Here is a 21,383-nt window from a genome sequence, read left to right on the forward strand (position 1 = left end):
CGGGCGATCCTCGAGCCGTCGTGCCGTGAACGGCCCGGACCTGCCCCGATCGGATCAGGCCCAGACCCGGATTCTTCGAGCCGAGACGCGCCCTCGAGAAGAGCGCCCGGCCAGCACAAGCGTCGAGGACGGATGCCCGTGAACCTGATGCCCGCGAACGCCGACGACGCCGCCAAGAGCGCGGCCAAGGGGGCGTCCATGCCCGACCATATGCTCATGGGCGGCGACGGCGGCGTGGACGATGCGCCCGCCATCGACGCTTGCAACATGCGTGCCGGTGCCGGCCGCACCACATCTGCGCGCCCGGCCGGCCCGCGCACCGACTACGAGAACTATTTCCGCGGCGCCCTCGACCGGCTCCACAGCGAGCGCCGCTACCGCGTCTTCGCCGACATCGAGCGCATCTCCGGCCGCTTCCCGCAAGCGACGTGGCGCCGGCCCGAGGGCGGCACCCGCGAGATCACGGTGTGGTGCTCCAACGACTATCTCGGCATGGGCCAGCACCCCGAGGTCGTCGAGGCCATGACCCAGACTGCCGCCCGCTGCGGCGTCGGCGCGGGCGGCACCCGCAACATCGCCGGCAACAACTCGCCGCTGGTCGATCTGGAGCGCGAGCTCGCCGACCTGCACGGCAAGGAGGCCGGCCTCGTCTTCACCTCGGGCTACGTCTCGAATCAGTCCGGCATCTCGACGATCGCCAAGCTGATTCCGGACTGCCTGATCCTGTCGGACGCCTTCAACCACAACTCGATGATCGAGGGCGTGCGGCATTCGGGCTGCGAGAAGCGCGTCTTCCGCCACAACGATCTCGCCCATCTCGAAGAGCTGCTGATCGAGGCGGGCGACCGGCCCAAGCTGATCTGCTTCGAATCGGTCTACTCGATGGACGGCGACGTGGCGCCGATCGCCGCGATCTGCGACCTCGCCGACATCTACGGCGCCATGACCTATCTCGACGAGGTCCACGCGGTCGGCCTCTACGGCGAGCGCGGCGCCGGCATCGCCGAGCGCGACCGGGTGATGCACCGGGTCGACGTGATCGAGGGCACGCTCGCCAAGGGCTACGGCTGCGTCGGCGGCTACATCACCGGCTCCGCCATCCTGTGCGACGCCGTGCGCAGCCACGCCGCGGGCTTCATCTTCACCACGGCGCTCCCGCCGGCCATCGCGGCCGCCGCCCGCGCCTCGGTGCGCTACCTCAAGCGGTCGAACACCGAGCGCGCGGCGCACCAGCGCCAAGCGGCCGAGACCAAGGCGGCGCTGGCCGCGGCCGGCCTGCCGGTGCTCGCCACCGAGACCCACATCGTGCCGCTGATGGTGGGCGACGCCGAGCTGTGCAAGGCCGCCGCCGACCATCTGCTGGAGCACCACGACATCTACATCCAGCCGATCAACTACCCGACCGTGCCGCGCGGCACCGAGCGCCTGCGCATCACGCCCTCGCCCTTCCACGACGAGGCCCGTATCGCCGCGCTGACGGCGGCCCTGGTCGAGACCTGGGACACGCTTGACCTGCCGCGGGCCGGCACGGTGTTCGCGGCGGCCGCCGAGTAAGCCACGGAGTAGGCTTCCCGCCTCTCCGCCCCGCGGTTAGGGTGCCGCCATGGCGCCCGCCCTCGACCGCGACCGCATCCTCCAGGCCTTCGAGGCGCTCGGCACGGACCTCGCCGAGCGGGGCCTCCTCATCGAGATCGCCGTCTACGGCGGCGGCGCCCTGATGCTGCAATTCGCGTGGCGGCGCGGCACCGACGACATCGACGCCGTCGTGCGCGAAGGCTTCGACGAGGCGGCGCTCGCGCCCTCGGTCCGGCGCGTCGCCGAGCGGATGGGATTGCCCCCGGACTGGCTCAACAACGCCGTCGGGATGTACACGCCGCTGAACGAGGACGAAGGGCTTTTTCTCGCCGCCGGCAGCTACCCCGCCGACGGCACGCCGGGCCTGCGCACGGTTCTGGCCAAGCCCGATTACCTGCTCGCCATGAAGTTGCAGGCGCTGCAGAATCTCGACCGCGGCGACCGCGACCTAAACGATGCGGCGGCGCTCGCAAAGCATCTCGGCATCACCGACGAGGTCGCCCTGCACGCGCTCTACCGCTCGATCTATGACGAGGCGCCGCCGGAGGACGCGAGCCTGCGCTTCAGGGCCGTGCTCCGGGGCTCGAACCCGTGAGGCCCGCCAGCCTGCGCGAGGTGGTGGAGCGGGCCCGCGGCGACGGCGACTGGGACCATCACCTGCAAAACTTCCTCGACGCCTTCTACGCGCTGGACGGCGATCGCGCGGCGCAGGTCGCGATGATCGCCGAGGAGCCCGGATTCCTCGACGAGGCCCGGCCCGACGCCTTCCTCGGCGGCGTCGGCGAGCACCTCGCCCGGCGCTGGCGCTTGCCCTTCATCCCTCCCTGGGTGCGCGACGAACGGCGCTATCTCGCCACCGCGATGTTCTGGCCGGACGAGAGCAATCTGCGCGGCTACCTCCTCTGCGTCAGCCCCGTGGCGTTCCGGGTTCGCCTGATCTTCACCGGGCCGGACCCGCTCCAGCGGGCGCGGTTTCCCTATCACCGCGGGGTGGTGCGCTACCCGCTGACCTTCCCGCCGGAGCCTCAGAACACCACCACCAGCCCGTCCTCCGCCGCGATGTAGCCGTCGGGCTCGCGGGCGATCATCTCCGGGCTCATGTGGGTCAGCATCAGCCGCTTCGGGGCGATCTCCGGCAGGCGCGCCCGCAGCGTCGCCCAGTCGAGGTGGAACTTCACCGGGCGCTCCACGGTGTAGCCCTCGGCGATCATCAGGTCGGCGCCTTGGCCCGCGGGAATGATCGCCTCCACCCACTCGGTGTCGCCGGTATAGGTCACGACCTTGCCGTCCACGGTGAGCCGCAGCGCCTGCGCGGGCGCGCCGGAGGGATGACGCATCGTGAAGGCCTCGGCCCGGACATTGCCCAGCGCGACCGGATGCGCGGGGTCGATCTCCTCAATCTCCACGGTAAAGCGCCGTTCGGCAGTGGAGGAGCCGGGAAACAGCGCCTCCATCGCCGCGGGCAGCCGCTCGCGGATGCCGGGCGGGCCGACGATGGTCAGCGGATCGGTGCGGGCGCTCACGAGCTGCCCGTCGAGGATCAGCCAGGGCAGGCCACCGAAATGGTCGCCGTGGAGATGGGTGACGAACACCGCGCGGATGCCGTTGGGATCGACGCCGAAGCGGCGGATCGCGATGAGCGAAGAGGCGCCGCAATCGATCAGGAACGCGCCGGCCTTCGCCTCCACGTGGAAGCAGGTGTGAAAACGCCCGCCCGAGCCGAAGGCGTCGCCGCAGCCGAGGACTTGGAGCCGCATGTTTTTCTCCCTGGCCTCAAAGCCTATTCCACCGGTTCATCCCATCCGAACCCCCTCATCCTGAGGTGCTGCGCAGCAGCCTCGAAGGAGGTCTCCAGCGTATCGCGCGATCCCTGGAGCCCTCCTTCGAGGCTCCGCTTCGCTCCGCACCTCAGCATGAGGGAGAGGATGGGACACATCACGGCATCGAACCGGCTCCCGGACGCGGGCGGCCGCGACCGTCTCTCGCGCATCTCGGGCGCGGCCTCCGCTCGGCAACAGCGGTGCCGGCGTTTTTGGTTTGCGCTCAGCCCCAAGATCGGTTGTGACTCCGGGCTCGCGAATCCAAACTCTGAAACGAGGAACGGAACGGCATGTCGGGTGGGCACGGAGCGGTCGAGACCTCCAACAAGCGCGTGGCGCTGCTGATCTCGGTGCTGGCCCTGTTCCTGGCCGGGGCCGAGACTTTGGCCAAGAGCGCGCAGACCGAGGCGCTCGGCGCCAATGTCGAGGCGGCCAACCAATGGGCCTATTTTCAGGCCCGCACCATCCGCGGCACCGTGCTGAAGACCGCCGACGAGGTGATCGCCCTGCTGCCGCCGGGCGCCGACCCGGCCGCGATCAAGGCCAAGCGCGACGAGTGGGCCGCCACCATGGCGCGCTGGGAATCCGACCCGGCCAAGGGCGAGGGCCGCAAGGAGCTGTCGGCCAAGGCGCAGGCCTCGGAGGGGCGGCGCGATCTCGCGCTGGAGCGCTATCACCATTACGAACTGGCCTCGGCCGCGATCCAGATCGGCATCGTGCTGGCCTCGGCCGAGGTCATCACCGGCATCGCCGCGCTCGCCTTCGCCGGTGGCCTGCTTGGGGTGCTCGGGCTGGCGCTGGCGAGCTTCGGCCTGTTCGCGCCCCACGCCCTACCGTTCTTTCACTGAACGCGCCGCGTCGGGCCGCGCCGCCATGAACGCCCCGCAGCCCCCGTTCCTCAGGGTCGAGCCCGCCGCGCCGTCCGCGGCCTCGCTCGCCCTGATCGAACGGATCTACGAGGCGGCGGCGGTGCCCGAGCTGTGGCGGGCGGTGCTGATCGACCTCGCCAGCCTCGCGGGCGCGCCGCAGGCGGTGATGATCGTCTCGACCGGCACGCGCTTTCGCGACTGGGTAACGACCTCGCCCGAATTCGACGCGCTGGTGCTGGCCCATACCGCGCGCTTCCCCGACAACATCCGCACCCGGCGCCTCCTGGAGATGCGCCATCCGGGCTTCCTCTCGGATCTCGACGTGGTCTCGCAGGAGGAGATCGACACCGATCCGCTCTATCGGGACTTCCTGATCCCGCGCGGCTACGGCTCGGGCACGGCCACCGCCGTGATGGTGCCGAGCGGCGACAGCGTCATCGTCCATTGCGAGCGCCCGCACGCCGAAGGGCCCTTCGGCCTGGAGACGCTCGCGGTCCTCGATACCTTGCGCCCGCACCTCGCCCGCGCGGCCCTGCTCTCGGCGCGCCTCGAGATGGAGCGGATCGCCACCACCACCCGCACCCTGGAACTGCTCGGCCTGCCCGCGGCCGTGCTCGGCTCCGGCGGCCGCCTGCTCGCGGCCAATGCCGGGCTGACCGCGCTGATGCCCCATACCCTGAGCGACCAGCCCTCGCGCCTCGCCGTCGTCGATCCGGCCGCCGACCGGCTCCTGCGCGAGGCGGTCGGCGGGCCCGCGCAGGCCGGGCCGCTGCCGGTGCGCTCGATCCCGATTCCCGCCCACGGGGAGCGCCCGCCGGTGATCCTCCATCTCGTGCCGGTGCGGGGCGCGGCCCACGACGTGTTCGCCCGCGCCCGCGCGGTGCTGATCGCCACCCCCGTCGTCGCCCGCGACGTGCCGAGCGCCGACGTGGTGCAGGGCCTGTTCGACCTGACGCCCGCGGAATCGCGCCTGGCCGCCCTGATCGCCGCGGGCGACGCCCCGATCCCTGCGGCGGCCAAGCTCGGCATCACCCCGAGCACCGCCCGATCCGTGCTCAAGCGCGTCTTCCAGAAGACCGGCGTGTCGCGGCAGGCCGAGCTCGTCGGGCTGCTCACCGGGACGGCGCTGAACGGGTAGCGCCGCGCGGTCGCAGGGCCGGAACCCGCCTTGTCAGAGGCGGTTGAGCCGGCTCCGACGAACGTCAGCAGGACCCCCTCATGGCTCGCTTCTCTAACAAGGTCGTGCTCGTCACGGGCGCGGCGTCCGGCATCGGCGAGGCCACCGCCCGCCGCTTCGCTGAAGAAGGCGCCCGACTGGTTCTGGCCGACCTCAACGAGGAGGGCCTGCGCAAGGTGGCCGACGGACTCGGCGCCGAGGAGGTTCTGACCCACGCCGCCGACCTCTCGAACGCCGACCGGTGCAAGGAGACGATCGAGTCGGCCATCCAAAAATTCGGGCGGCTCGACGTGCTGGTGAACAATGCCGGCAAGGACCATCTCGGCCGGGTCGACGAGGGCGACCTCAAAGACTTCTCGGTGGTGGTCGAGACCGACCTCTACGGCGTGTTCTACATGACCCGCTTCGCCCTGCCGCACCTGCGGGAGAGCCGTGGCTGCATCGTCAACGTCTCATCGGTCTCGGGGCTCGGCGGCGACTGGAACCACAGCTTCTACTGCGCCGCCAAGGGCGCGGTCACGAACTTCACCCGCGCGGTGGCGCTGGACGAGGCGAAGGCCGGGGTACGGGTGAACGCAGTGAACCCGTCGCTCGTCTACACGCCCTTCACCGCCGGCATGCAGGACCAGCCCGACCTCGTCGCCAAGTTCGAGGAGCGCATCCCGATGGGCCGGGGCGCGAAGCCCGAGGACATCACCGGCGTCATCGCCTTCCTGGCGAGCGAGGACGCCCACTTCGTCACCGGCGTGAACCTCCCCGTCGACGGCGGCCTCTCGGCCTCGAACGGCCAGCCGGCGTTGAGCTGATAATCCTCCTCGCGGTCATTCCGGGGCCGCGCAGCGGAACCCGGAATCCACCCGTGATGCGACGCCCTTCGCACCGTCGCGGCCGGTCGTGGATTCCGGGTTCGCTTATCGGCGCCCCGGAATGACGGTCGCGGGTTGGAAACGTGGCGAGCGCTAACCGGATCTCAAGAAAGATGCAGGCCCCGCTACCAACTCGCCACGTCCGAAAAACCACTCTATAAGCCGCGCTTCGCGCGAGGCGGGAGGGCCCGCGCGCTTCACCTTGTCGAGGTGAGCGGAGAGAGTGTCATGACCGAGCGGTGGACCCCCAAGACCTGGCGCACCCTGCCGATCCAGCAGGTGCCGTCCTATCCGGACGCGTCCGCGCTCCAGGCGGTGGAGACCCAGCTCGCGAGTTTTCCCCCGCTCGTGTTTGCCGGCGAGGCCCGCAAGCTGAAGGCGGCTTTGGCGCGCGTCTCGACGGGTCAGGCCTTCCTGCTGCAGGGCGGCGACTGCGCCGAGAGCTTCGACGAGCATTCGGCCGACAACATCCGCGACTTCTTCCGCGTGTTCCTGCAGATGGCGATGGTGCTCACCTTCGCCGGCGGCTCGCCCGTGGTGAAGGTCGGCCGCATCGCCGGCCAGTTCGCCAAGCCGCGCTCCTCGCCGACCGAGACGCTGGAGGGCGTGGCGCTGCCGAGCTACCGCGGCGACATCATCAACGGCCTCACCTTCACGGAGGAGGCCCGCATCCCCGATCCGCGGCGCCAGTTGGAAGCGTACCGGCAGTCGGCGGCGACGCTGAACCTTCTGCGCGCCTTCGCGACCGGCGGCTACGCCAACCTCGAGAACGCGCATCGCTGGATGCTGGGCTTCGTCAAGGACAGCCCCCAGTCCTCGCGCTACCGGGACGTGGCCGAGCGGATGTCGGACGCGCTCGACTTCATGCGCGCCATCGGCATCAACCCGGAGACGCACCAGGAGGTGCGCACCACCGACTTCTACACCAGCCACGAGGCCTTGCTGCTCGGCTACGAGGAGGCGCTGACCCGCGTCGATTCGACGAGCGGCGACTGGTACGCCACGTCCGGCCACATGCTCTGGATCGGCGACCGCACCCGCCAGCCGGACCACGCCCACGTCGAATACGCCCGCGGCATCCGGAACCCGATCGGCCTCAAATGCGGACCGAGCACGACGCCCGAGGGGCTGATCCGCCTGATCGATCTCCTCAACACGGAGAACGAGGCCGGTCGCCTTTCGCTGATCTGCCGCTTCGGCGCCGACAAGGTGGGCGACCACCTGCCGGCCCTGATCCGCGCGGTCGAGCGCGAGGGCCGCTCGGTGGTGTGGGTGTGCGATCCGATGCACGGCAACACCATCGCGGCGGGCCGCTACAAGACGCGTCCGTTCGAGCGGGTGATGCAGGAGATCGAGGGCTTCTTCGGCGTCCACCGCGCGGAAGGCACCATCGCCGGCGGCATCCACCTCGAGATGACCGGCAAGGACGTGACCGAGTGCACGGGCGGCGCTCGCGCGCTCACGGCCGACGACCTGCAGGACCGCTACCACACCTACTGCGACCCGCGCCTCAACGCGGAGCAGGCGCTGGAAGTGGCGTTCCTCACGGCCGAACTGGTCAAGCGCGAGCGCGCCGAGATCGAGCACCCGCGCCTCGACGCGGCGGAATAATCGGCCTTGAAGGAGTAGCTTCCCCTCTCCCCGCACGCGGGGAGAGGGTCGCGACGACCCTGTCGTCGGCGCGACAAGCGGTAGCGAAGGTGAGGGGGCCGGTCCGGAAGAGGCTCCTCCTGCACCGCCCCCTCACCTTCGGCTGCCGCCTCGCTCTGCCGACGACAAGGTCGGCAGAGCCCTCTCCCCGCACGGCGGGGCGAGGGGATGCGCGGGCGGGTAAGGCCTAAACCGCATCCGTTGCTGTTCGGCTCTCGCGCTGCCGTCTTCGCTCGGCCCGCGCCAACTCCTCGGAATTGAGAAACCCCGTCGCCGCCGCGATCTCGGCGGCCGGCATCGCGGTCTCGCGTCTGAGCCGGTGCGCTTGATCGAGGCGCAGGCCCAGATAATGCCGGTGCAGGCTCGTCCCGAGCCGCTCGCGGAACAGCCGCTCCAACTGGCGCACGCCGATCCGCGCAATCTCGGCCAAAGCCTCGCGGGTCAGCGGAACCTCCAGGTTCTCCTCCATGGCGGCGAGCACCCGCAGCAGCCGCGGGTCGCGCAGGTCGAAGCGCTGGCGCAAAGCCATCCGCTGCGGGCTGAGTCCTTCCCGGATCTGGTTGTGCAGGAACCAGTCGGCGACGCCTGCGGCCAGCCCGGGGCCGTGGTCGCGGCCGATCCGGTCGAGCATCATGTCGAGGGCGGCGATGCCGCCCGAGCAGGTCATACGGTCGGCCCCGACCTCGTAGAGCGCGCGCACCACCTCGACGTGGGGAAACCGCTCGCGGAAGGCCGGGATGTGCTCCCAGTGCAGCGTGCAGCGCCGCCCGTCGAGGAGGCCCGCCCGCGCCAGCAGGTAGGGCCCGCCGGAGAGCCCGCCGATCACCGTGCCGGGCCGCAGCGCCAGTCGGCGCAGCCACGCGAACAGGTGGGAATCGTCGAAGTCCGACGGGTTGCCGCCCGCACAGACGATGACCCAATCCGCCCCCGGCGGCTCGGCGCCGACCGCGACATCGGGTGCGATGCTCAAGCCGTTCGAGGCGGCGACCGGCGCGTCAGTGGGGGCCGCGTGCCACCAGCGATACAGGATGCGCCCCGACAGGGCGTTGGCGGCCCGCAGCGGCTCGACCGCCGCCGCATAGGTCATCAGCGCGAAGTCCGGCACCAGCACGAAGCCGACGACCGTCGGTTCGGGGTCGGGAAGGAGAGCGGGGCACATTCTGCCGCGATCTGCCGGAAAGGCGTCGTGATTTGCAAGGGAGTGATGTCTAAGAGAGCGTATTGATCGCTTCGTGCCGAGGGGCGGTGGGTTTCCTCGATCCCACCCCCCCCTCATCCTGAGGTGCCGCGTAAGCGGCCTCGAAGGAGGGCTCCAGTTCGCTCGCGATCCCTGGAGCCCTCCTTCGAGGCTGAGCTGACGCTCAGCACCTCAGGATGAGGGGATTGGATGGGATCACCCCGTTGCGACCGGCGATCCGAGTGGACGAACGCGATGCGCTATTCCCTCTTCAGCGTCCTCGGGCAGGCGCTCCGCGGCCAGCGGGACTGGACGCCGCAATGGCGCGACGCGGCGCCGAAGGCCGAATACGACGTGATCATCGTCGGCGGCGGCGGGCACGGGCTGGCCACCGCCTATTACCTCGCCAAGGAGCACGGCCTCACCAACGTCGCCGTGCTGGAGAAGAGCCACATCGGCTCAGGGAACGTCGGCCGCAACACCACCATCGTGCGCTCGAACTACGGCTTGCCGGGCAACATCCCGTTCTACGAGCAATCGATGAAGCTCTGGGAGGGCCTGGAGCAGGACATCAACTACAACGCCATGGTCAGCCAGCGCGGCGTGTTGAACCTCTACCATACCGACGCCCAGCGCGATTCTTACGCCCGGCGCGGCAACGCCATGCGGATGGCCGGCATCGATTCCGAACTGCTCGACCGCGAGGGCGTGCGGGCGATGGTCCAGTTCATCGATTTCGACAACGCCCGCTTTCCCGTGAAGGGCGGCCTGCTCCAGCGCCGCGGCGGCACCGTGCGCCACGATGCGGTCGCCTGGGGCTATGCCCGCGCGGCGAGCGACCGCGGCGTCGACATCGTCCAGAACTGCGCGGTGACCGGCATCCGCCGCGAGAACGGGCGCGTCACCGGCGTCGAGACCAGCCGCGGCTTCATCGGCGCCAAGAAGGTCGGCCTCTCCGTCGCCGGCTCGTCCTCGCTGCTGGCGTCGATGGTCGACATGCGGCTGCCGATCGAGAGCCACGTGCTCCAGGCCTTCGTCAGCGAGGGCGTGAAGCCGTTGATCGACTGCGTGATGACCTTCGGGGCCGGCCATTTCTACGTCAGCCAGTCGGACAAGGGCGGCCTCGTCTTCGGCGGCGACATCGACGGCTACAACTCGTATGCGAGCCGCGGCAACCTGCACACCATCGAGGACGTGATGGAGGGCGGCATGGCGCTGTGGCCGGGCCTCGGCCGCCTGCGGCTCCTGCGCCACTGGGGCGGCATCATGGACATGTCGATGGACGGCTCGCCCATCATCGACCGCACCGACATCGGCGGCCTCTATCTCAACGCCGGCTGGTGCTACGGCGGCTTCAAGGCGACGCCGGCGGCGGGCTTCTGCTTCGCCCACACCATCGCCCGCGACGAGCCCCACCCCGACAGCGCCGCCTTCCGCCTCGACCGCTTCGCGACCGGCCACGTCATCGACGAGAAGGGCATGGGCGCCCAGCCCAACCTGCACTGATTTTTTGCCTCCCATCCAAACCCCCTCATCCTGAGGTGGCGGCGCGAAAGCGTCGCCCTCGAAGGAGGGCTCCGGAAGGCACTGCGATCCCTGGAGCCCTCCTTCGAGGCTCAGCCGAAGGCTGAGCACCTCAGGATGAGGGCGAGGGTGGGATCGATCCCGGCAACGCCAACGAGGACGGACGAAGAGCCATGCGCATCCGATGCCCCTATTGCGGCGAACGCGACAACGGCGAGTTCAGCTATCTCGGCGACGCCGCGCCCGTGCGCCCGGACGGGATGGAGGCCTCGGCAGAGGCCATGCACGACTATGTGTATCTGCGCGACAACCGCGCCGGGGAGATCCGCGAGCTCTGGTATCACGGCGCCGGCTGCCGCGCCTGGCTCGTCGTGACCCGCGACACCCGCACCCACGCCATCGGCGAGGTCGCGCCCGCCCGCGACATCGCCAAGGCCCGCGCCGTCACGCCCGCCGGGAGCGCCTCCCATGCTTGATCGCACGCCGGACTTCCCGTCGCCCGTCCGGGAGGTGGGGCCGTCCCAAAAATTCCGCACCGCTACCGGCGGCCTGATCGACCGCCGCCGCGCCCGCGACTTCACCTTCGATGGGCGGACGCTGACCGGCTATCACGGCGACACGCTCGCCTCGGCGCTGCTCGTCAACGGCGTGCGGCTGGTCGGGCGCTCGTTCAAGTATCATCGGCCCCGCGGCATCCTTTCGGCGGGCTCCGAGGAGCCCAACGCCCTGGTCGAGCTGCGCTCAGGAAGCCGGCGCGAACCCAACACCCGCGCCACCATGGCCGAGCTCTACGAGGGCCTGGAGGCGACGAGCCAGAACCGCTGGCCGTCGCTCAGCATGGATGCGCTCTCGGTCAACGCGCTGCTCTCGCCGATCTTCGCCGCGGGCTTCTACTACAAGACCTTCATGTGGCCGGCTTCCCTGTGGGAGAAACTCTACGAGCCGATGATCCGCCGCGCGGCGGGCCTCGGCCGGGCCGCCGACGCGCCCGATCCCGACACCTACGAGCACGCCCACGCCCATTGCGACGTCCTCGTCATCGGCGGCGGCCCCGCCGGCCTGTCGGCGGCGCTCACTGCCGGCCGCTCCGGCGCCCGCGTCATCCTCGTGGACGAAGACTTTTGCCTCGGCGGCCGGCTCCTGGCCGAGCGCCGCGAGATCGACGGCGTGAGCGGCCCCGAATGGGTCGAACAGGCTGTCGCCGAATTGAAAAACCTGCCCGAGGTGCGGCTCCTGTCCCGCACCACCCTGTTCGGCGTCTACGATCACGGCGCCTACGGCGCGGTCGAGCGGGTCTCCGATCACGTTGCCGTCCCGGCCCCCCACGCGCCGCGCCAGCGGCTGTGGCGGATCGTGGCCAAGCGCGCCGTGCTCGCCGCTGGCGCCATCGAGCGCCCGCACGTGTTCGGCGGCAACGACCGGCCCGGCGTGATGCTGGCCGGCGCGGTGCGGACCTATCTCAACCGCTACGGCGTGCTGCCGGGCGAGGCGCCAGCCGTCTTCACGTCGAGCGACGACGGCTGGCGTACGGTGGCCGACATCGCCGCCGCCGGTGGCCGCGTCGCGGCGGTGGTCGATTCCCGCTTGGACGTGCCGGTGCCTCTGCGCCGCATGGCCGAGGCCGCGGGCGCCCAGGTGGTGGCCGGCGGGCAGGTGATCGGCACGCGGGGCCATCTCGCCCTTTCGGGAATCGACGTGCGCGATTCCTACGGCAGCACGCTGAGGATCGCCTGTGATACCCTCGCCATGGCCAACGGCTGGAACCCGGTGGTGCATCTCGACTCGCACCTGTCGCGCCGCCCGGTCTGGGACGAGGCGATCCACGGCTTCGTGCCGGGCCAGCTGCCCACCGGCATGGTCGCGGCCGGCGCGGCCTCGGGCCGGCTGACGCTCTCCGATGCGCTCGAAAGCGGCGCCCGCCTCGGCGCCGAGGCGGCGGAATCATGCGATTTCCGGGCGACGGCGACGGCCACGCCGCGCACCGACCCGGAATCCACCGCCCACACCCCGCTCTGGCGCGTCGCCAAGCCCAAAGGAAAAGCCTTCGTCGACTTCCAGAACGACGTGGCGGCTTCCGACGTGGAACTCGCCCACCGCGAGGGCTTCCGCGCGGTCGAGCTGCTGAAGCGCTACACCACCCTCGGCATGGCGACCGACCAGGGCAAGACCTCGAACCTCGCCGGCCTGTCGATCATGGCCGAGCTGACCGGCCAAAAAATCCCGGCGGTCGGCACCACGGTGTTCCGCCCGCCCTTCACCCCCGTCGCCATCGGGGCCTTCGCCGGCCATCACCGCGGCAAGGAGTTCCGCGCCACCCGCCACGTGCCGTCCCACGCATGGTGCCTGGAGAACAACGCGCAATTCCTCGAGACCGGCCTGTGGCTGCGCCCGGCCTATTTCCCGCGGGCCGGCGAGACCGATTGGCTCCAGACCGTGGTGCGCGAGGTCGAGACCGTGCGCGGCAAGGTGGGTCTCTGCGACGTCAGCACCTTCGGCAAGATCGACATCCAGGGCCGCGACGCGCTCGCCTTCATCGAGCGGGTCTGCGCCAACCCGTTCGGCACCCTGAAGGTGGGCCGCTCGCGCTACGCCCTGCTCCTGCGCGAGGACGGGTTCGTGCTGGACGACGGCACCGTCTCGCGGCTGGCGGACAGCCACTTCGTCATGACGGCCTCGACGGCCAACGCCGCGCGGGTGATGCAGCACCTCGAATTCTGCCGCCAGTGGCTCTGGCCGGCCCTCGACGTGCAGATGGTCTCGGTGAGCGAGCAATGGGCGCAATACGCCGTGGCCGGCCCCCGCGCCCGCGACGTGCTGAGGCGCATCGTCGATCCGGGCTTCGACCTCTCGAACGAGGCGTTTCCCTTCCTGGGGGCGGCCGAGATCACCGTCGGCGGCGGCATCCCGGCCCGCCTCTTCCGCATCTCGTTCTCGGGCGAACTCGCCTACGAGATCGCGGTGCCGGCGGGCTACGGCGACGCGGCGTGGCGGGCGATCCTGCAGGCGGGGCTGCCCTACGGCATCTGCCCCTACGGCGCCGAGGCGCTCTCGGTGATGCGCATCGAGAAGGGCCACGCGGCGGGTGCCGAGATCAACGGCCAGACCACCGCCCGCGACCTCGCGCTCGGGGGGATGCTCGCCAAGAAGAAGGACTATGTCGGCCGCCTGATGAAGGAGCGCCCGGCGCTGACCGACCCGGACCGCCCGATCCTCGTGGGCTTCCGCCCGGTCGATCCGAGCCAGCGCCTGCGGGCCGGCGCCCATTTTTTGGCCGTTGGCGCCGAGCCGAGCTTGGCGGCGGACGAGGGCACCATGACCTCGGTGGCCTACTCGCCGAGCCTGAAGCACTGGATCGGCCTCGGCCTGATCCGCCGCGGCCACGAGCGCCACGGCGAGCGGGTGCGCGCCTACGATCCGGTGCGCGGCGGCGATGTCGAGGTGGAAATCGGCGCCGCCGCCTTCGTGGACCCGGCGGGGGAGAGGATGCATGGCTGAGCACGCGACCCTCTGGCGGCCCCGCGGGGCCTGGGATCTCTATGCGCAGGCCGGCCGCCACGGCCGGCGCGAGGGCCCGGCCGGCGTGACCGTCACCCCCCGCGAGGGGCTCGCGCTCATGAGCGTCACCGCGGTGGACGGCGCCGAGGACCGGCTCGCCGCGGCGATCCGGGACCGGCTCAGTCTGTCCCTGCCCGAGCCCGGCGCGGCGCTGTTCTCCGGCGAGACCGGCCTGATCTGGTCCGGCCCCGGCCAGTGGCTGGCGCTCGCCCCCGCCCGCGGCGATCTCGACGGGCTCGGCGCGGCGGTGACCGCCCTCGCCGCGGTCGCCGACCAGAGCGACGGACGGGCGGTGCTGCGGCTCTCCGGCCCGGACGCCCGCCGCGTGCTGGAGAAGGGCGTCTCGGTCGATCTGCATCCCCGCCGCTTCGGCCCCGGCCGCACGGCGGTGACTTCGGTGGCGCATATCGGGGTGCAGCTCTGGCAGCGCGACGATGGCCCGACCTACGAGATCGCCGTCGCCCGGAGTTTCGCCGGCAGCCTGTGGTCCTGGCTGGAGGAGGCTGCCGCCGAATTTGGCTGCGAGATGCGGGCGGGCGGCTGAGTCGATCGCTTCGAGCGCCGCTGCATTCCCCTCTCCCCGCACGCGGGGAGAGGCCTGCATGGACCTCGTCGTCCGTGCAGGAAGCGGAGGCGAGGCCGGAGCGGCGGTGAGGGGGCTTCGACGGAAGAGGCTCCTTCGGACAAGCCCCCTCACACCTCGGCTGCCGCCTCGCTTCGGCGACGACAAGGTCGCCGAAGCCCTCTCCCCGCACAGCGGGGCGAGGGGGTGCGCGGGCGACCGAGGCGAGCAGCCGGAAACGGTAGGCGCGCCCCGTCAGAAATCCGTGTGCAGCCGCGTCCCGAAGAAATCCGCCGGGCCGCGGTCGCGGTTGTAGGCCGGGTTCTCGACGTGCTGGTAGTTCAGTGACACGGTGACGCCCCTGGTCAGGTTCATCGCGTAATAGACCTCGACGGCCCGCTCCGGGCTGTAGTTGAGGCGCCCGTCGCCGATCAGCAGGCCGAGGCCGCCATTGGCGAAATAGGCCTGATGCGCGCGGGAGATCGTATTCATCGAAGCCCCCAGGCCCACCGTGTCCTGCGGGCGGCCCCAGGCTGCGCCCTTCAGCGAGAGGCCGCCGGAGACCGCGCCGTCGACATCGGTGAAGGACAGGCTCTCGGAGCGCCCGTCGTTGGCGCTGGCGCGGGCGAACAGGCCGAGATCGGGGGTGAGCGCCTGTTCGAGGTTGACGTAGACCCCGCTCTTGCGCCGCGGCGCGCGGTTGGCGGCGACCGCCTCGTTGATGTCGGCGAAGCTGCCGCCCTGGGTCAGCGCCACGACCTGCCGGAAGTCGGCGGTGTTGCCGACGTTGGAGAAGAAGCCGAGCCTCAGCTTGCCCGGCTGGTCGATGATGGGGAGCGCGTAGCGCCCCTCGAACTCGATGTTGGTGCCGGCCCGCTCGAAGACACGCGGGTCGAGCACGTCGGAGGAGGGTTGCTTCGGCACTTGGGTATAGGCCGCCCGCACCGCGAACTCGGCCCGGTTGTACTCGACCATCAGCCCTTGCGTGAATCCGGGGAGGTTGGCCGGGAAGTCCCAGGCGGCCGAGGCCCACAGGCCCCAGTTCATGAAGTCGATGCGCGGATCGTGGGCGTAGATGTTGCCGTCGAAGAAGTCGCCGAGCGCGAACTTGCCGGCGATGACGGTGATGCGCTCGACATCGCGGGTGCCCGCGATCGAGTTCGGCCCGTCCGGCACTTCTTCCGTTTCGCCGCCGAGCCCGAAGGTCTGGCGCACGAAGTAGCGGTTCGAGCGCAGCTTCGGGAACGGGGCGCCGGCCTTCTGCGCCTCGCCGTTGACGAAGCCGGCCACGCCCAGCGTGCGCGACAGGCCGAAGCCCTGGCTGAATTCCGGGTTGTAGTAGAGCTCGGTCCCCTCCGCGAGCTTGAGGCCGAGGAACAGGGTCGCCGTCGTGGTGGCCTGCGCCTGATCCGGCACGAGGCTCTGCGGCCCGCGATAGGGCGCGCGAAACCCCCCCACGGCCTGGTTCACGAAGGTGGTCTGGCCGTGCAGCGAGAAGCGGGTGTCCCGCGGCGCCTCCGCGTCGTCCGGCTGGAGCGCCAGCGCCTGCGGGTGCCACGTCAGCCGGGCCATCATCTTGTTGGAGACGAAGGCGGTGCGGGTCGTTACCGGCCCGCCGTCGGGCCCCGGCAGCACGCCGAGATCGAAGCGGCGGCTCTCGCCGAGGTCGCTATAGCGGTAATCGAGCCCGAGCGACCAATGCGGGTGGACCGCGAACTGCACGCCGGCCCCGAGCGTGAAGCCGATATAGGTCACGTCGCGCGAGGCCGTCGCGACCGGGCCGCCTGTGAGGTCGGGATAGGTCGCGAGCACCCTTCCGTTGGCGCCGGTCAGGCCGGCGGTGGCGTAGATCAGGTTGTTGCCGAAGGCGTAGCCGAGGCGCCCGCGCAGGGCCCCGAACAGGTCGGTCTTCTCGCGGATCAGGGCGAAGGGCGCGTCCAGCCCCTCGTAGCCGAAGCCCGGCGCATCCGAGCGCACGCCCCGCTTGAGGTTCGAGCCGACGAGGTCGGCCTCGACGCCGTAGACGAAGGCGCCGCTCTGCCAGTTCCAGCCGGCGAAGCCCCCCGCGGCCACGGTGGTGGCGTCGGCGCCGAGATCGCGGCTGCCGGTGGCGTCGCCCGTGGCGAAGGCCGGCAGTCGCCGCGCGCCGACCGTGGTCGGGCCGAAATCGTAATTGCCGAAGGAGGCCCCCGCGCTGCCTTGCAGTCCGAGATAGGGGCCGGACCAATCGATGAAGCCCGGCGCCACGGTGAGGTCGGCGGCCCGCGCGCCGAGCCCGAACAGGGCGGCGAGGCAGGCTGTGCCGCATGCAAGCGCGCGCTTCGTCCCCACCCCGCAGCCTCCCCTGCAAGCTTCACAGGCGAGCTATCAGATGCTCCCGCCGCCGTAATCCGCGGCGTGCCTCCTCCGCATCATTCGACGGGGGACGGTTGCAGATGCGCCACGGGGGAGACGTAAGACCGCATCGTCCGACAGGACGATGACAGCCGACGAAGCGGTTTCGCGAAAGTCGGGGAGATCGGTCAAAATCGCGTGGGAGGGGATGCCGACCGGCAGCGCGTCCCCTTGCCGCGGTCAAGCTCTGCTGTAGGTAGGCGGTGCCTTGACCCCCATCAGGTTAGGCAACCGACTTGAAGGGCGCATCGGCGACGATGCGCCCGCTTTCGTTTCGAGCCGGGCGGCCTCGAGGCCGCCTCAAGACCCACCGCCCCTTCACCACCATCGCCGTCATTCCGGGGCGCGAAGCGAACCCGGAATCCATCCGTGATGCGCGGCTTTACACAGCGTCGCGGCCAGTCGTGGATTCCGGGTTCCGCTACGCGGCCCCGGAATGACGGCGGAGGGCTTTTTACGGCAGCTGGCCCTACTCGGCGGCCTTCGCGGCGGCGGGCTTGGCCGCCGGCTTCGGCGCGGTCTTCGGGGCTTCCGGCTGGATCGCCGCCTGCTGGTTCACGTCCGGCACGCGGGTCCAGGTCTGCGAGCCGCACAGCACCTTGAGCAGGCAGCCCTGCACGCTCAGCTCGGCCTCGCTCTCGCGCTCCAGGCTGACCTGATAGATCTTGCCCTCGTCGGCATTGTAGATCTCGCCCGCGAACGACGCGTCGTCGGGCTTGAGGTTGTCGAGCAGCGTCAGGCCGATGATCGGGCGGGCGCGCTTCTTCGGGTCGGGGTTCTTGGCGTCGGCGCGCGGCGCGCCGGCGTCGTCCGTCGGCGACTTGAGCCACACCACCTTGCCGCAGGCGTTGGAGCCGGACGGACCGCAGCGGTCGATCCGCACCTTGGCGCGCCCGTCGCCCGTCAGCCACGTGCCGGACAGATCCTTGGGGGCCGCCTCGGCGGCGGTCGATGCCAGGAGGGCCGTGAGGGCGGAGGCAGCAAGACCGGTGGAAAGACGCATGGCAGGCTCCTGAGGCTGTGCCCCGTGACGGGGCGGGGGCTTTACGGAGATCGGCAGTCCCGCCGAGAGGGACGGGAGGAACGTTCGCCCGGCAGAAGGCCCCCGCATTCAGGCGAATTTTCGGCAGTGTTGCGCAGAAGCCATGGCGAAGCCGGAAACGGCTCCGCTTTCCCCGCCATCGGGCGTTTCGAGCGCTCGTCCGGGCACTTCGGGCCGCTTCGGTTGAGGCCAGCCGAACCCGCCGCTATAAGCCGCCCGCGCCGGCTGCCCCGCGCGTCGCGCGATCCCCTCTCCTCAGCACCGGACGAACCCCATGGCCACCGAGCGCACCTTCTCGATCCTCAAGCCCGACGCCACCCGCCGCAACCTCACCGGCGCGGTCAACGCCGTGATCGAGGCCGCGGGCCTGCGCATCGTCGGCCAGCGCCGCATCCGCATGAGCCGCGAGCAGGCGGAAAAGTTCTACGAGATCCACAAGGAGCGCCCGTTCTTCGGCGAGCTCGTCGAGTTCATGACCTCGGGCCCGGTCGTGGTGCAGGTGCTCGAGGGCGACAACGCGGTGGCCAAGTACCGCGAAGTCATGGGCGCCACGAACCCGGCCCAGGCTTCCGAGGGCACGATCCGCAAGCAGTTCGCCGAGTCCGTCGGCGAGAACACCGTGCACGGCTCGGATAGCGTGGACAACGCCAAGGCCGAGATCGCCCAGTTCTTCACGGACGCCGACATCGCGGCGTAATCTGCCTCTCGTCGCATCCCAACGGATGCGACGAGGTTCGGAGGACGGCTACCGCCGCGACTCCTTCGAGGCCGATGGAACGGCATCCTTCGCCGGGCGGGCGTCGCCCGGCGGACTCACCCGCGCGACAATCGTGCGGCGCGCGGCGCATTCCGAGTCGGTGTGACCCTGCTGCGCTAGCGCCGTGGCCAAGCTTGGCCGGAAACAGGGTCCCGACGATTTCCCGTCATGACGGATCCCGCTTCCATGCGCTCACCGCTCCCGCGCACCGGCCGCCTCGTGCTCGCGGCCGGCCTCGTTTCGCTGCTCGCCGCCTGCAACACCGCGGGCCGCCCCGGCCAGTACGCCGCGCTCGAAGGCTACACGCCCGATCCGACGCTCAAGACCGCCTCGAAGTCCAACCTGACCGGCCGCGTGCGCAACGCCTGCGCGATCGTCCAGTCCCGCCTGCAGAAGGTCGAGCAATCGACGCTGAGCGCGCCTTGCGGCTGCTACGCTGACCGCACGCTGGCTTCGCTGGATAAGGACGAGGTCGCCTCCTACCGCGCCACCGGCTACTTCAACGACACCGCGACCGCCAAGGCGCTCAACGCCCTCGACAGCTGCAAGCTGCCGCGTCCGGTCTGATTTTTTCAACGCTCCCGGTCGTCAAGCGACCGGGAGCGTGTCCTCTTCTCACCGCACCACGTAGACCTGCGTCCCCACCGACACGCGCTCGATCAGGTCGGCGATGTCGTGGTTGTACATGCGGATGCAGCCGTAGGACGCGAAGGTGCCGATCGAACTCGGGCGGTTGGTGCCGTGGATGGCGTATTCGCCGCCGCGCAGGGTCATCGCCGCCACGCCCATCGGGTTGCCCGGCGAGCCGCCGCGGATGAGGTTGGGCAGCCAGGGCTTGTCGCGCTTCACCTCGCGGGGCGGCGACCAGTCGGGCTGGTAATACTTGCCGTCGATCTCGGTGGCGCCGCTCCACTGCTTGCCCGGCTTGCCGACCGCGACCGCGTAGCGGATCGCCGTGCCGTCGCCGTTGACGAGGTAAAGCCGGCGCTCGGACGTGCGCACCACGATGCTGCCGCGGCCCATCCCTTCGGCGAAGGGCACGACCTCACGGGCCTGCGCAGAGCCGACAAGGCACAGCCCCGCCGCGAGCGCACCCGCCAGGGCCGCCCTGTACTTGACTGATCCGAACATCGAAGACCGCCTTTCCGAGCTTGAGCGTAACTCGGAAGAGCTTGGACCGTTCCGGCTTGCCGCATTGCTTTATGCGGACGCGTTTCGGGTCGCCGTGCACCGCCGACTGAAGTCACGCCGAATCCTCGGCTCGCGGGATCGCGCGCATTTTAAGTGTCGGAGTAAGGAACGCCCGCTCAGCGCTCGTGGAGGCGCGCGGCCTCGGAGGTGCGGGCCTGCCAGCCGTGGCGGACGAGTTCCGGGTCGGCGTGCTCCTCCTGCGGATGGCCGACGCAGAGATAGGCGACGAGGTCCCAGGCCTCCGGCACGTCCAAGAGGCGGGTGACGCGGGCGGGCTCGAGGATCGAGACCCAGCCGACGCCGAGCCCGTGGGCGCGGGCGGCGAGCCAGAACGCGTGGACGGCGGCGACCGCCGAGTAGCGCAGCATCTCCGGCATGGTGGCGCGCCCCAGGCCGTGGCCGGCCTCCGTCGCGCCGTCGCAGAACACCGCGAGGTGGATGGGCGCTTCCTTGAGCCCGGCGAGCTTCAGGCTGGCATAGAGCGCGCGGCGCTCGTCGGCGTAGCCGTCGCGGGCCGCCCCGTTGCAGCGCTCGAAATCCGCCGTCACGGCAGCGCGGCGGGCGGGATCGGCGACGCGCACGAAGCGCCAGGGCTGGCTGTTGCCCACGGAGGGCGCGAGCGCCGCGAGCGCGAGGCAGGTGCGCAGGGCGCTCTCGTCCACCGGGTCGGCGCGGAAGCGGCGCACGTCGCGGCGCCACGCGAACAGGTCGCCGAGCCGCGCCCGGAAGGCGGCGTCGAAGACGGGCGGTCCGTTTTTCTCGCAGGGATCGGGCATCGTCCGGCTTCTGGCGCCGTTGCGGATCAATGGCAACGGCCGGGCTCGGGACGAAAAAAGGGCGGCGCTCCGAAGAGGCCGCCTGAAGTCCTTGGGTCTCGAAACCTCCGGGTGCGGGCGAGCCGGGACCGGAATGACGCCCGAGGGCTGGGGAGCTCGGGTTTCAGGCGTCACCCCGGGGACGCGCCGACGAGGTTTCAGGTCACACATGATCGTGTCGCGGTGACCTTGGCAAGGCGAGATCGCGGCAAGACCGTGGCCGCAGCATCCGACGGTGCGGCGGCGCACACGATGATGTCATGTTGGTTGCGCCGGAGCGAAGGACGCGGTTCGGCCCTGCATGGCCGGCGAAGCACCTTGTCGGCACCGACCGGGCGGCCCATCATTCCTTGGGAGACCAACCGGCGGCCCCGTCCGGGCCGATGCTCTCGATTTTCGTGCCGCATCG

The 21,383-nt window shown here is 70.6% G+C and carries 19 protein-coding genes; 13 read left to right on the top strand and 6 right to left on the bottom strand.

Features of this window, described 5'->3' with window-relative positions:
- Positions 1–132: 132 nt before the first annotated feature.
- The 3 genes from hemA to ASG52_RS06455 are packed head-to-tail and all read left to right on the top strand — an operon-like array spanning position 133 to position 2,640.
- Positions 133–1,554, top strand: a complete 1,422-nt coding sequence (hemA, locus tag ASG52_RS06445; RefSeq protein WP_082552396.1) for a 5-aminolevulinate synthase — start codon at positions 133–135, stop codon at positions 1,552–1,554.
- A 49-nt stretch (positions 1,555–1,603) separates the two neighbouring features.
- The gene (locus ASG52_RS06450; protein WP_056240647.1) at positions 1,604–2,170 is read left to right on the top strand and encodes a hypothetical protein; all 567 of its coding nucleotides are present in this window, start codon (positions 1,604–1,606) and stop codon (positions 2,168–2,170) included.
- Complete coding sequence (locus ASG52_RS06455) at positions 2,167–2,640, top strand: hypothetical protein (RefSeq protein ID WP_056240649.1); 474 nt, start codon at positions 2,167–2,169, stop codon at positions 2,638–2,640. The genes ASG52_RS06450 and ASG52_RS06455 overlap by 4 nt, the downstream gene beginning before the upstream one ends.
- On the opposite strand, the gene ASG52_RS06460 is transcribed toward ASG52_RS06455, so the two are convergent.
- Entirely contained in the window at positions 2,601–3,332 is a 732-nt protein-coding gene (locus ASG52_RS06460; RefSeq protein WP_056240651.1) for an MBL fold metallo-hydrolase, read from the bottom strand. The two genes, ASG52_RS06455 and ASG52_RS06460, sit on opposite strands and share 40 nt — an antisense overlap.
- A 353-nt stretch (positions 3,333–3,685) precedes the next feature.
- Here ASG52_RS06460 and ASG52_RS06470 point away from each other — a divergent pair, with 353 nt between their 5' ends.
- The 4 genes from ASG52_RS06470 (at position 3,686) to ASG52_RS06485 (ending at position 7,918) form a co-directional block, all read left to right on the top strand.
- A complete protein-coding gene (locus tag ASG52_RS06470) occupies positions 3,686–4,243 on the top strand; it encodes a DUF4337 domain-containing protein (protein ID WP_056240656.1) in 558 nt (185 codons plus the stop codon).
- 25 nt (positions 4,244–4,268) lie between these two features.
- On the top strand, positions 4,269–5,402 hold the full coding sequence (locus tag ASG52_RS06475) for a helix-turn-helix transcriptional regulator (RefSeq protein ID WP_056240659.1): 1,134 nt from the start codon (positions 4,269–4,271) through the stop codon (positions 5,400–5,402).
- Positions 5,403–5,482: 80 nt separating this feature from the next.
- Complete coding sequence (budC, locus tag ASG52_RS06480) at positions 5,483–6,247, top strand: meso-2,3-butanediol dehydrogenase (protein WP_056240660.1); 765 nt, start codon at positions 5,483–5,485, stop codon at positions 6,245–6,247.
- Between the two features lie 288 nt (positions 6,248–6,535).
- Complete coding sequence (locus tag ASG52_RS06485) at positions 6,536–7,918, top strand: class II 3-deoxy-7-phosphoheptulonate synthase (RefSeq protein WP_056240663.1); 1,383 nt, start codon at positions 6,536–6,538, stop codon at positions 7,916–7,918.
- Between the two features lie 226 nt (positions 7,919–8,144).
- Here ASG52_RS06485 and ASG52_RS06490 read toward each other — a convergent pair whose 3' ends face one another.
- Positions 8,145–9,116, bottom strand: coding sequence for a GlxA family transcriptional regulator (locus tag ASG52_RS06490; RefSeq protein ID WP_056240665.1), 972 nt, complete (start codon positions 9,114–9,116; stop codon positions 8,145–8,147).
- Positions 9,117–9,389: 273 nt separating this feature from the next.
- On the opposite strand from ASG52_RS06490, the gene ASG52_RS06495 reads away from it, so the two are divergent.
- The 4 genes from ASG52_RS06495 to ASG52_RS06510 all read left to right on the top strand — a co-directional run bounded on the left by ASG52_RS06495 (position 9,390) and on the right by ASG52_RS06510 (position 14,757).
- Positions 9,390–10,640 (top strand): sarcosine oxidase subunit beta family protein, encoded by a 1,251-nt coding sequence (locus ASG52_RS06495; RefSeq protein ID WP_056240668.1) that lies wholly within the window; start codon positions 9,390–9,392, stop codon positions 10,638–10,640.
- 191 nt (positions 10,641–10,831) lie between these two features.
- Entirely contained in the window at positions 10,832–11,134 is a 303-nt protein-coding gene (locus tag ASG52_RS06500) for a sarcosine oxidase subunit delta (RefSeq protein ID WP_056240670.1), read from the top strand.
- Positions 11,127–14,153, top strand: a complete 3,027-nt coding sequence (locus tag ASG52_RS06505) for a sarcosine oxidase subunit alpha family protein (RefSeq protein ID WP_056240672.1) — start codon at positions 11,127–11,129, stop codon at positions 14,151–14,153. Before ASG52_RS06500 ends, ASG52_RS06505 begins: the two co-directional genes overlap by 8 nt.
- Positions 14,146–14,757 (top strand): sarcosine oxidase subunit gamma, encoded by a 612-nt coding sequence (locus ASG52_RS06510; protein ID WP_056240673.1) that lies wholly within the window; start codon positions 14,146–14,148, stop codon positions 14,755–14,757. The genes ASG52_RS06505 and ASG52_RS06510 overlap by 8 nt, the downstream gene beginning before the upstream one ends.
- A 273-nt stretch (positions 14,758–15,030) precedes the next feature.
- Here ASG52_RS06510 and ASG52_RS06515 read toward each other — a convergent pair whose 3' ends face one another.
- Together ASG52_RS06515 and ASG52_RS06520 are read right to left on the bottom strand one after the other, a co-directional pair.
- On the bottom strand, positions 15,031–17,106 hold the full coding sequence (locus ASG52_RS06515) for a carbohydrate porin (protein ID WP_056240676.1): 2,076 nt from the start codon (positions 17,104–17,106) through the stop codon (positions 15,031–15,033).
- A gap of 532 nt (positions 17,107–17,638) precedes the next feature.
- On the bottom strand, positions 17,639–18,172 hold the full coding sequence (locus tag ASG52_RS06520; RefSeq protein ID WP_056240678.1) for a DUF2147 domain-containing protein: 534 nt from the start codon (positions 18,170–18,172) through the stop codon (positions 17,639–17,641).
- A 313-nt stretch (positions 18,173–18,485) separates the two neighbouring features.
- Between ASG52_RS06520 and ndk the strand changes: the two genes are divergently transcribed.
- Both ndk and ASG52_RS06530 read left to right on the top strand, forming a co-directional pair.
- Positions 18,486–18,908, top strand: coding sequence for a nucleoside-diphosphate kinase (gene ndk / locus ASG52_RS06525; protein WP_056240680.1), 423 nt, complete (start codon positions 18,486–18,488; stop codon positions 18,906–18,908).
- A 246-nt stretch (positions 18,909–19,154) separates the two neighbouring features.
- Positions 19,155–19,535 carry a hypothetical protein gene (locus ASG52_RS06530; protein WP_056240859.1) on the top strand — a complete coding sequence of 127 codons (381 nt, stop codon included), beginning with the start codon at positions 19,155–19,157 and terminating at the stop codon, positions 19,533–19,535.
- 48 nt (positions 19,536–19,583) lie between these two features.
- Here the strand turns inward: ASG52_RS06530 and ASG52_RS06535 are convergent, their stop codons facing one another.
- Together ASG52_RS06535 and bluB are read right to left on the bottom strand one after the other, a co-directional pair.
- Positions 19,584–20,099 carry a L,D-transpeptidase gene (locus ASG52_RS06535; RefSeq protein WP_056240682.1) on the bottom strand — a complete coding sequence of 172 codons (516 nt, stop codon included), beginning with the start codon at positions 20,097–20,099 and terminating at the stop codon, positions 19,584–19,586.
- 176 nt (positions 20,100–20,275) lie between these two features.
- Positions 20,276–20,935: a 5,6-dimethylbenzimidazole synthase gene (gene bluB / locus ASG52_RS06540; RefSeq protein ID WP_056240683.1), complete on the bottom strand. Its 660-nt coding sequence runs from the start codon at positions 20,933–20,935 to the stop codon at positions 20,276–20,278.
- Positions 20,936–21,383 lie beyond the last annotated feature (448 nt).

Source organism: Methylobacterium sp. Leaf456 (assembly GCF_001425465.1).
Lineage (GTDB): Bacteria > Pseudomonadota > Alphaproteobacteria > Rhizobiales > Beijerinckiaceae > Methylobacterium.

Excerpts from the sequence above, each read along its gene's own strand:
- hemA (WP_082552396.1), top strand. The coding sequence starts at position 133 with ATGCCCGTGAACCTGATGCCCGCGAACGCCGACGACGCCGCCAAGAGC.
- ASG52_RS06450 (WP_056240647.1), top strand. The coding sequence starts at position 1,604 with ATGGCGCCCGCCCTCGACCGCGACCGCATCCTCCAGGCCTTCGAGGCG.
- ASG52_RS06460 (WP_056240651.1), bottom strand. The coding sequence starts at position 3,332 with ATGCGGCTCCAAGTCCTCGGCTGCGGCGACGCCTTCGGCTCGGGCGGG.
- ASG52_RS06470 (WP_056240656.1), top strand. The coding sequence starts at position 3,686 with ATGTCGGGTGGGCACGGAGCGGTCGAGACCTCCAACAAGCGCGTGGCG.
- ASG52_RS06475 (WP_056240659.1), top strand. The coding sequence starts at position 4,269 with ATGAACGCCCCGCAGCCCCCGTTCCTCAGGGTCGAGCCCGCCGCGCCG.
- budC (WP_056240660.1), top strand. The coding sequence starts at position 5,483 with ATGGCTCGCTTCTCTAACAAGGTCGTGCTCGTCACGGGCGCGGCGTCC.
- ASG52_RS06485 (WP_056240663.1), top strand. The coding sequence starts at position 6,536 with ATGACCGAGCGGTGGACCCCCAAGACCTGGCGCACCCTGCCGATCCAG.
- ASG52_RS06490 (WP_056240665.1), bottom strand. The coding sequence starts at position 9,116 with ATGTGCCCCGCTCTCCTTCCCGACCCCGAACCGACGGTCGTCGGCTTC.
- ASG52_RS06495 (WP_056240668.1), top strand. The coding sequence starts at position 9,390 with ATGCGCTATTCCCTCTTCAGCGTCCTCGGGCAGGCGCTCCGCGGCCAG.
- ASG52_RS06500 (WP_056240670.1), top strand. The coding sequence starts at position 10,832 with ATGCGCATCCGATGCCCCTATTGCGGCGAACGCGACAACGGCGAGTTC.
- ASG52_RS06505 (WP_056240672.1), top strand. The coding sequence starts at position 11,127 with ATGCTTGATCGCACGCCGGACTTCCCGTCGCCCGTCCGGGAGGTGGGG.
- ASG52_RS06510 (WP_056240673.1), top strand. The coding sequence starts at position 14,146 with ATGGCTGAGCACGCGACCCTCTGGCGGCCCCGCGGGGCCTGGGATCTC.
- ASG52_RS06520 (WP_056240678.1), bottom strand. The coding sequence starts at position 18,172 with ATGCGTCTTTCCACCGGTCTTGCTGCCTCCGCCCTCACGGCCCTCCTG.
- ndk (WP_056240680.1), top strand. The coding sequence starts at position 18,486 with ATGGCCACCGAGCGCACCTTCTCGATCCTCAAGCCCGACGCCACCCGC.
- ASG52_RS06530 (WP_056240859.1), top strand. The coding sequence starts at position 19,155 with ATGCGCTCACCGCTCCCGCGCACCGGCCGCCTCGTGCTCGCGGCCGGC.
- ASG52_RS06535 (WP_056240682.1), bottom strand. The coding sequence starts at position 20,099 with ATGTTCGGATCAGTCAAGTACAGGGCGGCCCTGGCGGGTGCGCTCGCG.
- bluB (WP_056240683.1), bottom strand. The coding sequence starts at position 20,935 with ATGCCCGATCCCTGCGAGAAAAACGGACCGCCCGTCTTCGACGCCGCC.